Source organism: Blautia sp. CGZ-1-C1 (assembly GCF_056504575.1).
Genome location: NZ_JBWLUT010000150.1, coordinates 1 through 11,103 on the forward strand (window position 1 = coordinate 1; position 11,103 = coordinate 11,103).

Consider the following 11,103-nt stretch of genomic DNA (forward strand, 5'->3'; position numbering starts at 1 on the left):
AAAGCTCAGAGGTCACGACTTGAGCTTTTTCTATTCCGTTTATGTAAGGTGGCTTATACCTTAGGCTGGTGCCGCTTATTCGTCCCTTCTAACCATTTGCAGATAAAGTAGCTAACAATACCTGCCAGTACAGAGACAATGAATGTAATAATAGTTTCCACGGTGTTTCACCTCCCCTCTACCGGAAAGGTTCGCGGCTCTTATATATTATCACATCTTATAAGATTGTACAATCTGTTCTATTATTTTATTCCTTAAAACTCGACAAATTACTGCTACAGTCTCATCGGACTTTATTTTTTCAGTGAGTATAAAAGTGTACCACATACAGAGAATACCAGAAACAACAAGCCCTTTCTATGTTGAAAGTACCCCCGGTACCTGTCCCACCCTCGCCCCGATGCCCTGCTCTTATGCTCCTGCTGCTGTGTAATCTGCTATGTTCTCCTGCTCCAGATCATACACAAACGCTTTTCAAGCTGTATCTCTCAGTAAATAAAATGTTTCCTGTCCTGCTGCCCGTCCCGGTGGAACCTATAAAAGAATTGCAAACCTTCCCCAGTAAAGAAATGTAACAGACTTCAGGCAGTAGCCACATAAGCATATAGAAACGATTTTATACAAGGCTCTGCCGTTTCTGTTGATCTGATGTTTATCTCCCAGTGGATTAAGGCTCACAAGTTCCAGTTATCTGGTGCTGCCATTCATGCAGAAAATTACCAGTATTCACCTGTATAATATTGCATTATCTTCATTTTTTGTTGTGCTTACTGATGTTATTTATCCATGGTTGTATAGTGCGTTGTACGGTTCATACAGCGATCTTAACCTCGTCTGGCTAAGTTCTCCGGGTAGCTCTGTAGCGTGGCTCCTAGCGTCGCCGAGTGCGTTTTACGCCCATCTAAGCACCTGTCGGCAGCCCTGTTGAGTCCTCTGTCCGGTGCCTGTAACATAGCTCCGGTCATAGCTCTGTTGCGCTATTCCTGTTGGCTTTATTCCTGCTGATAATTCTCTTCTGGTATCAGCTTCATACTTACTTCAGATATCTGTTTTCAGAGCTTTACACGCCTGATTCTGTTAGCGTTACACTTCCAGATTCTCACACTATCCTGCATAATCTTGTGTCGTGCTTTCACTTCTCTGTTGCTGTTCTATGCCCTGCTGCTTCCTACTCTGTAGGTATCACGTTTACAAACATAGTAACTACAATCTTGTTTGTTATTCCTTCTACACTGCTGTCAAACTGCTTCAGATTATAACGCCTGCAACAGCATCTTGCAGACTCCGAACCGGAACCTACGGATATCAACGCACAAAAAAGAGCGTGTCTTCTCAACCGCTCCTGTATTACTCTCCTGCCCATTATGTAGTTGACTGCTTTCTCTGCTTTGCTGCTTGCTGATACGATAAACTTGTTATCACTCTTCAGGACTTTCAACCAACTCTGTATATATGCTGCTGAGTTCCTGAACGTCCTGACTGTTTCAATTCTCAACAGATTCATAAGAGATGCGCTTCCAATCTCTGCAACCAGTTCCTCTTTTGAATATGTCTCACTTCCGAATGCTGCATCTGCTCCGGTATGTAATCTGTCAAGTCTGTTCTTATGTCCGGTGCTGTGTGTCAGCTCATGAAATGTTGTACTATAATATTCATTGATATGCTTATACTGTTGTTTCATTGGAACTACAACTCTGTCACGGGATGGACTGTAAAAGGCTTCATTACTTGCGCATTCCTCAAATGTGATATGCTCACGTTCTACATACTCTGTTATAATCTTATCTGCTGCTTCTATCGGTTCCACTTCTGTGAATGGTAGCGTCAGAGGTTCAACACCATCAACCTGTGAGATGTGAAAGACATTGTAATATCTCAGCATTGGGATTTTCTTAACTTCTTTTTCTCCGGTGTCTTCGTTTGTTTCTTCTTTTTCTAATATCTTCCAGAAGACTACAAACTCTGATTTCTCACCTTTACGGATGTGACCTCCCAAATCTGTCCACTGTTTAAATGTAGCATATTCTCCGGTGTGCTGTAAAAGCATCTGATTAATAATACTGTATGGTTTCTTGCTGATCCGGTTATATGCTCCTGATCTAACTCCTGTCCATGGCTTCTCCCACGGGATATTACCTTTTTCAAGTTCTGCAATAATTCTTGCTGTTACCATTTCATATACATTTGCTTTTGCTGCTGCCATAGTTTATAACCTCCATAAAACTTTTTATTTGTTATTTCGTTTGTTCTGTTGATTTATGAGGTTATTATATATTATGGGTACCCATATTTCAAGTTGGAATAATATATAAAAATGGTACCCATATTTTAGTTATTTTTATGGGTACCATACAATATTATTTCTTTTCACGCTCAATTTTTTCGTCAATAGCTTCATTTATAAAAGAATTTAGACTTTTTCCGGTCGTTGCAACAAACGCTTTTATTTCTTCTTTTCTTCCTTTAGGGACTCGAACTCTCAAGTCTTCATATTTAGTTTTTCTATATTCTTCCAGAGTCACACGCTGTCCGTCTACTATATATGGTTTTTTTTCTTCTGGCATTTCCATCCTCCTTTTTCTATCGTTCCATAAATCTTTCATAATTATAGCATAAGTCTTTAAAATTGTACAGCATTATGGTACCCATACAATTTGCACAATTTTACCCTCTGTAATGGTACCCATATTTGTGAACTATTCCGTCTTGTTTTATGGGTACCCATATACTATAATTGAGTCATCAAATGAAACACAGCAACAAAGAAAGCAGGAAAGACCGGATGAAGCGATAGGGCGGTTCACAAGTAACATGGTAGTTATGCTGACAGATATATCAGATGGAGTGAATGCAGAATAAACATGATCCGGCAAAACAGTTGAAGAAAGCAGGAACAACAGGGCAAGAAAGCACAGTGTTCATACTACTTGAAGAAAATGAACAGTCTGAACCAATCAGAACTTTACCCCTCAACCAAGAAGTTGTTAAGCGGAAGAATCAACGAGCGAGAGGACACAGTACTTTGTTGCTGAGTATCATTTAAGCAACCGGATCAGCCGAAAGCATCCACAAACTTCAAGCCATATACCTGTGAGTGAACAGTATCGTAACAATAGTCAGGAAGATGCTTAAAGGGTTGCTACTTATAAGAAATCAAATCTCAGGAGGATAAATATATGTGTAGAACAATGAACGAATTAGAAAAGGTTATTGCAGATTACAGATCACTTAAAGCCATGAAAGAACAGCTTGAAGAAGAGTTGAAAGCAGTTGAACGTGAGATTATCGGCTACATGGATGCGAACGAAAAATTGACTGAGACTGGTAACGACTTCACAGTCAAACTCTCAACCTGCGAAAGAAGAACTCTTGACAGCAAACGTCTCGAAGCAGATTTAGGAAGCCTTGCAGAGTATCAGAGAATCAGCCAGTACAGAAGGTTATACGTTAAATAAACTGCTTATCCTTCCGGTGGAGGTCAACCGGAGAAAGGTGAAAACATGAGCAAAGCTATAACAATTGCAGAAATCAGAAAACAGTATAGAAGAAATCAGAAGAGCCTGAACAGGATTGTTTTATTGACGCAGACCAATTCTCTCCCGGATATTCACAACATTGGCGGCGAATGGGTGATTAACCAGATGCTTACAGACCTTCTGATTGAACAGGAATATATCAGAAAACGTGAGCGTGAAAACTGGGGATGGCGTAAGGAAGTTTATGACTTCAGCAATGATGCCGAGTGTATTCTTTAGAAAACATCAAGTCACAAGAAGGTGAAGAACAGGACAACTAAGTGGTTGCAGCCACGATAAACAGGGCTTTAAGCTGCAAGCGTTGATCGCCGTACCCGGCTACCCGGCGGTCAGGTAGTCATATGAACTATGCTGTGCTATCGGCATGACGGGCTACATAACTACTATTTTTCCTAACGTTTTCTAGGGGTATTATTTTACCCCTTCAGAAACACTGAACAACTAACAACAGGAGGACAATAACCATGAACCAGACAGACACTTTATTGACCTATGACCAGTGGTGTCAGTTATTCAAAAAACATCTGAAGAAGACTATCAAGCATAAAGTATACCGCTTTCTGTACGGTGCTGCACTGTTCCTGATTCTGGCAGTTCCTCCCATAGCTATGATAATTCACTGGATCATAGTCGGATATTAAGAAAGAAGGTGAACTCTTGGACATATTACAAACACTTTTCAGCTTATGGACTGGCAACAGATGCACGCCAGATCAGAAGCATTCTGTTACTGAAGCTATTAAAAAGCATGTTCCTGAAGATCAGCAGGAGCAATTCACTTCTCTACTATCTGAATACTGCGAAAAGCTTGAACGTCAGGCATTTGATGTTGGATTCAAGACAGCAGTACAGCTCTGGCAGCAGCTCGATAATACAGAAGAAATTTACGGAGGTATCACAAAATGAAAGAAGCTATTATTTATCTGCTCTTTGACAACTGGTGTAATAGTGAGCATGAACCGGAAGTAAAAGAAGCTATGGACAAAGCTATTCAGAATCCTACTGAAGATACAATCTTTCAACTCTCTTCTATTACAGAAGCCAATGCTTTCAAAGCAGGTGTCAGAGAATGCCTGAAAATGTTCCGGGAATTACTTGTAGACAATCCCGAAAAATGATTCATAACTGTTCTATCGGCTATACGGGAGGAAAGAGGATCATGCACAAACCAAAGAAGCAACAACCTATAGTCAACTATCCACTTTACAAAGGTGCTGCAATCCGCATCTTTGCAGAGAATCCGGGTAACTGGGAAGCTTTTAAACGTCTGGTCAGTACTGCTGCCAGACACCGATAACATACACATTCAAAGGAGGATTTTATCATGATGAACATGGAAGTAAACATTGCAGTAAATATTCAGGCAACAAGAAAATTTTATAAGGTAATCGTTATCTCTGTAGGACTTTGTGAGTCAGAAATTGTTAATGAAAGACACTTTGCAGACCGTACCAGTGCTTCTGCATATGCCGAGACATTACCTGCTGGACTTGTCTCTCTTCTGCTGGAGGTGTAACAGTATGAGCTGGATGAAATACAACAAGGAAACCGGACAAATTGACCTGCTTCCATACATTTCAGAATTGTCAGACTTTCAAGCTATTGTCATGGAGGAACATGCATGGAGTGTTATCTGCAAGAGATCAGTTTCAGCAGCTCCGGGAAAGGCAAAAGGCAGAAAGACAAAGTTCCTTGCGAATCTCTTTGAATTGTTGAAAGCACAGGACGAAACACACCCAATCACGGAACACGCCTATGATTATGTGCTGCATATTGAACTTTCCGCAGACGAAACCAACGCAATTATCAGTCTGCAACGTAAAGCAACCTATGAATTTGTTTTTCGGAATGAGATTATTCCTCTTTCCGGGAAGTAAATTATTAAATAATCCAGCAAGCTCAAGGAGTAAAATTTCACTCCTTGGGATCTGGGAATTTATACATACAATCAGGAGGACTCAAAACATGAGCTGGAAACACTTTAACACCGAAACCGAAACACTTGAAATCAGCGGATATCTGCCAACAGAACTGGAACGCTTTCATGCAGTCGTAATGGATGAAGATACATGGTATAACGAAATTCGCAGACCGGGGAAAGACTATGCAGTACGCGTAAACAGATTCCTTGACGGACTTCTGGCAATCCTGAAGTCATGGGAAGAAAAAGAACCTTGTCTGATTTATCCATACCTGTATATTCTCCATGTCGATCTTACGGAAAACAAAAAGACAGCTCTTGTCAGCTTGCAAAGAACTCACAGCTATGAATTTGTATTTAAAAACGTAGAAATCCCATTCGAGTAGACAGCTCTCCTGCTGCTGGATGTAATAATCGTTCTGGCAGCAGGATTTTCTCTATCATGATATCTATATATCGCATTCGTTTTTCAGTTGATACTATCGACATATCATATTAATTTTTGAAAGGAATTTAAGCACTTATGGCAAAGCAACCCGTTATGGACAGATTACCACATGAAAAAAGTGATATCTGGAAAAAGGAATTAAAAGCTCTGATGTCTGATTTTTGCATCCCGGTAAATATAATTGAACAGATCATTCGTACAGCCGAACGCAAAGCTAAACCCGAAGAATCGTGTAAGAGTGTATATCAGCGCGGCTGGATTATGTTCAAGGAATTTCTTCTTCAAAAACAGTAGTAAATCTGACGTACCAGTCAAAAAGTAGTAAAACTACTATTTCTTGTAACATTTCAACGGAATTTTAAGGTGTAATTCTGAGGAGCGTCAGAATTACACCAGAAAGGCATAACAATGAACAAATATTTTGGTTACTGTCGAATCAGTACACCAAAGCAAAGCATAGACCGACAGGTCAGAAATATTCTTGCTGCATATCCGCAGGCTGAAATCATCAAAGAAGTATACACCGGAAGAAAATTTCAAGGACGTAAAGAATTTGACCGACTCATGCGCAAGATCACTCCCGGCGATACCATTATCTTTGATTCTGTCAGTCGAATGTCTCGTGATGCTGAAGAAGGATTCGTCATGTATGAAGAGCTTTACTACAAAGAAATCAACCTTATATTTCTGAAGGAACCGCATATCAGTACTGAAACATATAAAAAAGCTCTGCAAGGCGGTATTCCTGCTACCGGAACAAATATTGACTGTATTCTGGAAGGGATAAACAAGTATCTTCTGCTACTTGCCAAAGAACAGATCAGACTTGCCTTCGAGCAATCCGAGAAAGAAGTCCATGATTTACGTCAAAGAACACGCGAAGGCATCCAGACCGCCCGACTTGCCGGGAAGCAGATCGGACAGACTCAGGGACAGAAACTCGTTACCAAGAAATCAATCGTTGCAAAAGAAATCATTCAGAAGCACAACAAAGCTTTCGGTGGTTCTCTGAATGATACAGAGACAATTCGACAGACGGGTATCTCAAAGAAGACCTTCTACAAGTATAAAAAAGAGCTGCTGTCTTCCCAAAGTTTATAATATCATTTGTGGTTCGCGAACACACTCCCGATACTTTGAGTATCAAAGTATATCCGATATCTGTTATATGCTAACAGTGTTTTTATTATGATATAAATGTATCGTATTTCATGATTTGTCACTAAACAATTTGCTGATATTTTCAGGCTTACATGACCATTGTGAAATACTTTTTTAAACGGTATCGTTTATGAATATAATAGTTCTGATATCAAATTGGTATTATCAGCTCATCCTAATCCCCAATGACCATGCAACTTATTCAACAACGCCATCTGCTTCGTAGTATCTTTTCCAGCATTTGAATCCGGATGAAACTTCTTAGCCAATACCCTATAAAATTGTTTAAGGATTACTTTTTCCTCATCTGTGTAGTTATCATTTACATAATTGTAATAACTACTATTTTCATCACTGCTCTGGTAATTATCAGATTCTCTGTTCTGGTAACTACCACTGCCTGAATAATTTTTTTGAAACTGATTCCAGTTGTACTCATGGAACCACTCTTCAAATTTCTTCTGCCGCTCTTTCTCTTCTCGCCTTCTCTCTTTGTATTTTTTTTGAATCTGTTTCAACATTGCAGGATTTCTCAATTTTCCAAACACATCATAGCAGTAATCATACCTATCATCATTATCGTCCAACATATATTCTATGTTGAACTGACGTTTCTTGCGTTCATATTCCAAAACAATTTTTAAATTTCTTCTATACGTCTGGCTCTCTTCTGTCTGCTGAAATTCTTCTTGTAGTTCAAGTTCCAATGGTCTGATCTTACTTTCAACAGCTTTATGAATTTCTTCTTCTGATACTCCCAGTGTAATAGCCACTTTCTCAATCTTCTCCGCACCCAGTTATATGTATCAAACTCTCCTGTTGCAAGATCATAATACTTCACTGTGAATAATACAAATTCTTTCTTCCTTGGCTTTCCATCCTTGTCACGATAGCTCTGATGTACAGATACTTTATATGATTTCTTTACTGGACGTTCAAAACATTCATCGCTGTATGTATAGCCCCATTTTATCCGTTCTGTACCGTCTTCAGCCGGAACACTTTCCTGCATTACTTCCAAACGTTTGGGAAATCCCAGCGGATTTTCTCTTTTAGTTGTAAGTTCCTGTATAACACAAAACATCTTTGATTCTCTCCTATCTTGTAAAAATTCAACCTGCTTTATTAATAATCTCTCCGTCAAGCGTTTTATAAACTTGATTGTATTTATACTCTTGAAATTGCTGTATTTTATCACACTTAGGGCAATATATATCTTTTATATGTCCATTTTTTCTCTGCTTACCATGAATTCTTGGCAGAGGAAAATCTAAGCCACATTCCGGGCATATAAAATCTGAAATTACTCGTACTTTTCTCTTATTATTCATTTTAATCTGTTCCTCCTTGTATTTTTAATTGTAAAAAAAATAGATACACTCCGAAAAGTGTATCTAGTAATAATCTGTTTGTCTGCGTCTAAAGAACAAAAGAAATTACTGCTAGATGCTTATAAATCTTATCATTTATAATACACTTTCTAGCAAGTGATTAAATCACCGCTTTCTTAGACGCATTCATTGATGCTAACACACCTTACCACCTTCTTCTATGGTAAAGCACGTTTAGCAGGTATCTCACCTGACCGTGATTCCACTATAACATAGACATTAAAAAAAATCAAATATTTTTCAACAAACACAAAACCAGAATCCAAATTTGAAGATGTACCAGAAGAAGTTCTTACAGACCCAACAATGAGAACAGCACTTGGAATGGATCCTATCCCGGGGATGAATACACCGGTGGATGACGCAAGTAACATTTGCGGTTTTGTAAATGAACACAGTGGAATGAATCTGAAATCTGTATCTACAACAGCAAATGATGATACTACTCTTACAGTAATTAATGAGCAGGAAGTATTAGGAAAACATTTCAGAATATTCGGAACAATTAATAATCCACTCTTCCTTGCTAAAGATGTGGCTGAATGGATTGAACATTCACAACCATCCGTAATGCTAAAATCAATAGATGATGATGAAAAAGTCAAAGTAAACAATGTTTACTCTGAAAATCGTACAGGTGGCAATGGAACTTGGTTCCTTACTGAAGATGGGCTTTATGAAGTTCTTATGCAGTCCAGAAAACCCATCGCTAAGTCATTCAAGAAAAAAGTCAAAGAAATTCTGAAATCTATCCGTAAGAACGGCGCTTATATCCGTAATCAGGAAAATTTAACTCCAGCAGAGATCGTGGCTCGTGGATTGATTGCTGCTCAGAAGATTATTGAAGAGAGAGATAAAGGGCTAGATCATTCAACCTAGCCCCTCTTCATTCTCACATATTCACATTAAAATTTTACAAATTTTGTCTTAGAATATACACCACTTGACTTAATCAACTTCTTATATCTGGTATATACTTTCTTCGGAAGTCTCAATGTTACTGTCTTATTGATTGCAAGTCCTTTCTTTCCTACATATTCCAGAACAGAACCATTAATCTTTAAAACTTTAATGGATGTACACTGGTAGAATGCTTTTGCACCAATCTTTCTTATGCTTGATGGTAATGTCACATTCTCAAGGTTCAGACACTGAGTAAATGCACAAGTATTAATTATCGCAACTCTCTTTCCGAACTTAACAGTTTCCAGACCTGAGCACTGATAGAACGCATATTTACCAACATTTACAACATTATTACCAATAGTTACATTTACAATGTCTTCGTTTCTGTAGAATGCCTTATCCTGAATAGCGGTCACTTTGTAGACTTTTCCGCTGATTGTAACACTTGATGGAATAACCAGTGTATCTGTAACTTTTGCAAGTCCTGTTACAGTTACTTCTTTTGTTCCTGTAAGCTTATAATTCAGATCACCAACGGAATAAGTATCTCCGATCTGTGGTGTTCCGGTCTTTGTAGTAACTACATCAGAATCTGCTCCCTGATATTTCTTACCTTCCAGTGAACGAACTGCCACTACTTTGTAAGAATATTGTGTTCCCGGTACTGCTTTGCTGTCTGTCCAGAGAATCTTAGTTGTTTTTGCTACCTGAGTATATTCTTTTTCTGAATCTGCTTTTCTGTATACCAGATAATAACCTGCATATTCTGTCTCGTCCCATGATAAAGCAATAGATTTGTTTCCTGATTCTGCTGTCAGACTTGTAACCTTTTCAGGCTTAATTACTGTCCACACTGCATTGACTGTAATATTTGCAGTAACTTTTGAGAAATCCTTGTCCCATGATAATTCATATCCATTTCTACTGATATATGGATACTCTGCTGCATCACCAGATTTTACTTTTTCTGTCTTAACAATCTTGCCACGATCTTTAAATGTAACAGTATATTTATTTGTTTCTGATGGACTTACGATGATTGTGGTGTTACCGCCACCGTTACCACTGTCCTTCTTTGTCCATATTGCATTGACTACCATGTCCTCAGTAACATTGGTATAATCAGCATCCCATGAAAGGGTGTAACCTGGCTTTGATGGAAGTGTAGGCGGTGTTGCATTCTGCCCGGATGTGACATATTCTGTTTTCTGGGTACGTCCGTTATCCTTGAATACTACTTTGTAATCCGCTGATATAAAGTTAATAGTATTTGCCTTCGCATATGATTCTGCTGCACTGTCTTTATAGCCATAGATGGTAAGATTGCGGCAATATTTAAACACATCTGAACCAATGTAAGTAACTGATTTTGGAATGGAAATTTTGGTCAACTTTGTACAATTACCAAATGCGTAATCATTAATCTCTGTTACTGATTCTGGAACTGAAAACTCTTCTAAATTCGTACTTGCAAAAGCACTATCTGGTATATATTTTATATTCTGTGGATAATTAAAGCTAATAATACCTGTACCTTCAAACGCTTCACTTTCAATGTTTTTAATCGTTGATGGTAAAATTATTTCTGTCAAATTACTGCAACTGCCAAAAGCCTGGTAGCCTATCGTTTCTACTCCTTCAGGAATTGTAACTTTTCGCACTGCATCACTTCCAAGTTCTGGAATATATTTCAGACTCGCCGGAAAAGTAATTTCAGCATTGCAATTTGTAAATACCCTA

The 11,103-nt window shown here is 38.5% G+C and carries 17 protein-coding genes; 12 read left to right on the forward strand and 5 right to left on the reverse strand.

The annotated features are described in order from the left end of the window. Nucleotides 1-1,168: 1,168 nt before the first annotated feature. Together AC058W_RS14040 and AC058W_RS14045 are read right to left on the reverse strand one after the other, a co-directional pair. Nucleotides 1,169-2,203, reverse strand: a complete 1,035-nt coding sequence (locus AC058W_RS14040) for an ArdC family protein (protein WP_479390223.1) — start codon at nucleotides 2,201-2,203, stop codon at nucleotides 1,169-1,171. 154 nt (nucleotides 2,204-2,357) lie between these two features. Then, nucleotides 2,358-2,564, reverse strand: coding sequence for a hypothetical protein (locus AC058W_RS14045; RefSeq protein ID WP_055053861.1), 207 nt, complete (start codon nucleotides 2,562-2,564; stop codon nucleotides 2,358-2,360). A 612-nt stretch (nucleotides 2,565-3,176) separates the two neighbouring features. Between AC058W_RS14045 and AC058W_RS14050 the strand changes: the two genes are divergently transcribed. The 11 genes from AC058W_RS14050 (at nucleotide 3,177) to AC058W_RS14100 (ending at nucleotide 7,006) form a co-directional block, all read left to right on the forward strand. Further along, the gene (locus AC058W_RS14050; protein ID WP_026649232.1) at nucleotides 3,177-3,455 is read left to right on the forward strand and encodes a hypothetical protein; all 279 of its coding nucleotides are present in this window, start codon (nucleotides 3,177-3,179) and stop codon (nucleotides 3,453-3,455) included. A gap of 45 nt (nucleotides 3,456-3,500) precedes the next feature. Next, nucleotides 3,501-3,755 (forward strand): hypothetical protein, encoded by a 255-nt coding sequence (locus AC058W_RS14055; protein ID WP_118136036.1) that lies wholly within the window; start codon nucleotides 3,501-3,503, stop codon nucleotides 3,753-3,755. Between the two features lie 245 nt (nucleotides 3,756-4,000). Beyond that, nucleotides 4,001-4,177 (forward strand): hypothetical protein, encoded by a 177-nt coding sequence (locus tag AC058W_RS14060; protein ID WP_182364442.1) that lies wholly within the window; start codon nucleotides 4,001-4,003, stop codon nucleotides 4,175-4,177. A gap of 16 nt (nucleotides 4,178-4,193) precedes the next feature. Continuing rightward, nucleotides 4,194-4,442 carry a hypothetical protein gene (locus AC058W_RS14065; RefSeq protein ID WP_118136038.1) on the forward strand — a complete coding sequence of 83 codons (249 nt, stop codon included), beginning with the start codon at nucleotides 4,194-4,196 and terminating at the stop codon, nucleotides 4,440-4,442. Next, nucleotides 4,439-4,654, forward strand: a complete 216-nt coding sequence (locus tag AC058W_RS14070) for a hypothetical protein (RefSeq protein ID WP_026649227.1) — start codon at nucleotides 4,439-4,441, stop codon at nucleotides 4,652-4,654. The genes AC058W_RS14065 and AC058W_RS14070 overlap by 4 nt, the downstream gene beginning before the upstream one ends. A 41-nt stretch (nucleotides 4,655-4,695) precedes the next feature. After that, nucleotides 4,696-4,833 carry a hypothetical protein gene (locus AC058W_RS14075; RefSeq protein ID WP_155512357.1) on the forward strand — a complete coding sequence of 46 codons (138 nt, stop codon included), beginning with the start codon at nucleotides 4,696-4,698 and terminating at the stop codon, nucleotides 4,831-4,833. A 27-nt stretch (nucleotides 4,834-4,860) separates the two neighbouring features. Then, the gene (locus AC058W_RS14080) at nucleotides 4,861-5,052 is read left to right on the forward strand and encodes a hypothetical protein (protein ID WP_118136040.1); all 192 of its coding nucleotides are present in this window, start codon (nucleotides 4,861-4,863) and stop codon (nucleotides 5,050-5,052) included. A gap of 4 nt (nucleotides 5,053-5,056) precedes the next feature. Further along, the gene (locus AC058W_RS14085; protein WP_118246939.1) at nucleotides 5,057-5,413 is read left to right on the forward strand and encodes a hypothetical protein; all 357 of its coding nucleotides are present in this window, start codon (nucleotides 5,057-5,059) and stop codon (nucleotides 5,411-5,413) included. Between the two features lie 88 nt (nucleotides 5,414-5,501). Next, nucleotides 5,502-5,843: a hypothetical protein gene (locus AC058W_RS14090; RefSeq protein ID WP_118136043.1), complete on the forward strand. Its 342-nt coding sequence runs from the start codon at nucleotides 5,502-5,504 to the stop codon at nucleotides 5,841-5,843. A 137-nt stretch (nucleotides 5,844-5,980) separates the two neighbouring features. Continuing rightward, nucleotides 5,981-6,199 carry a hypothetical protein gene (locus tag AC058W_RS14095; protein ID WP_118136045.1) on the forward strand — a complete coding sequence of 73 codons (219 nt, stop codon included), beginning with the start codon at nucleotides 5,981-5,983 and terminating at the stop codon, nucleotides 6,197-6,199. A gap of 114 nt (nucleotides 6,200-6,313) precedes the next feature. Further along, the gene (locus AC058W_RS14100) at nucleotides 6,314-7,006 is read left to right on the forward strand and encodes a recombinase family protein (RefSeq protein ID WP_118136047.1); all 693 of its coding nucleotides are present in this window, start codon (nucleotides 6,314-6,316) and stop codon (nucleotides 7,004-7,006) included. 230 nt (nucleotides 7,007-7,236) lie between these two features. Here the strand turns inward: AC058W_RS14100 and AC058W_RS14105 are convergent, their stop codons facing one another. Both AC058W_RS14105 and AC058W_RS14110 read right to left on the reverse strand, forming a co-directional pair. Then, nucleotides 7,237-7,839, reverse strand: coding sequence for a hypothetical protein (locus AC058W_RS14105; protein WP_147418975.1), 603 nt, complete (start codon nucleotides 7,837-7,839; stop codon nucleotides 7,237-7,239). Nucleotides 7,840-8,178: 339 nt separating this feature from the next. Next, on the reverse strand, nucleotides 8,179-8,397 hold the full coding sequence (locus AC058W_RS14110) for a hypothetical protein (RefSeq protein WP_044956297.1): 219 nt from the start codon (nucleotides 8,395-8,397) through the stop codon (nucleotides 8,179-8,181). A gap of 366 nt (nucleotides 8,398-8,763) precedes the next feature. On the opposite strand from AC058W_RS14110, the gene AC058W_RS14115 reads away from it, so the two are divergent. Further along, nucleotides 8,764-9,336, forward strand: coding sequence for a BRO-N domain-containing protein (locus AC058W_RS14115; RefSeq protein ID WP_243098792.1), 573 nt, complete (start codon nucleotides 8,764-8,766; stop codon nucleotides 9,334-9,336). Between the two features lie 26 nt (nucleotides 9,337-9,362). Here AC058W_RS14115 and AC058W_RS14120 read toward each other — a convergent pair. Further along, nucleotides 9,363-11,103, reverse strand: a 1,741-nt coding sequence (locus AC058W_RS14120; protein WP_479390224.1) for a leucine-rich repeat protein, incomplete at its 5' end; no start/stop codon positions are given.

What these genes read in the sequence shown, in the direction of transcription:
- AC058W_RS14050 (WP_026649232.1), top strand. Translation starts at nt 3,177, where the DNA reads ATGTGTAGAACAATGAACGAATTAGAAAAGGTTATTGCAGATTACAGA.
- AC058W_RS14085 (WP_118246939.1), top strand. Translation starts at nt 5,057, where the DNA reads ATGAGCTGGATGAAATACAACAAGGAAACCGGACAAATTGACCTGCTT.
- AC058W_RS14100 (WP_118136047.1), top strand. Translation starts at nt 6,314, where the DNA reads ATGAACAAATATTTTGGTTACTGTCGAATCAGTACACCAAAGCAAAGC.
- AC058W_RS14090 (WP_118136043.1), top strand. Translation starts at nt 5,502, where the DNA reads ATGAGCTGGAAACACTTTAACACCGAAACCGAAACACTTGAAATCAGC.
- AC058W_RS14070 (WP_026649227.1), top strand. Translation starts at nt 4,439, where the DNA reads ATGAAAGAAGCTATTATTTATCTGCTCTTTGACAACTGGTGTAATAGT.
- AC058W_RS14080 (WP_118136040.1), top strand. Translation starts at nt 4,861, where the DNA reads ATGATGAACATGGAAGTAAACATTGCAGTAAATATTCAGGCAACAAGA.
- AC058W_RS14060 (WP_182364442.1), top strand. Translation starts at nt 4,001, where the DNA reads ATGAACCAGACAGACACTTTATTGACCTATGACCAGTGGTGTCAGTTA.
- AC058W_RS14095 (WP_118136045.1), top strand. Translation starts at nt 5,981, where the DNA reads ATGGCAAAGCAACCCGTTATGGACAGATTACCACATGAAAAAAGTGAT.
- AC058W_RS14110 (WP_044956297.1), bottom strand. Translation starts at nt 8,397, where the DNA reads ATGAATAATAAGAGAAAAGTACGAGTAATTTCAGATTTTATATGCCCG.
- AC058W_RS14045 (WP_055053861.1), bottom strand. Translation starts at nt 2,564, where the DNA reads ATGCCAGAAGAAAAAAAACCATATATAGTAGACGGACAGCGTGTGACT.
- AC058W_RS14055 (WP_118136036.1), top strand. Translation starts at nt 3,501, where the DNA reads ATGAGCAAAGCTATAACAATTGCAGAAATCAGAAAACAGTATAGAAGA.
- AC058W_RS14115 (WP_243098792.1), top strand. Translation starts at nt 8,764, where the DNA reads ATGAGAACAGCACTTGGAATGGATCCTATCCCGGGGATGAATACACCG.
- AC058W_RS14075 (WP_155512357.1), top strand. Translation starts at nt 4,696, where the DNA reads ATGCACAAACCAAAGAAGCAACAACCTATAGTCAACTATCCACTTTAC.
- AC058W_RS14040 (WP_479390223.1), bottom strand. Translation starts at nt 2,203, where the DNA reads ATGGCAGCAGCAAAAGCAAATGTATATGAAATGGTAACAGCAAGAATT.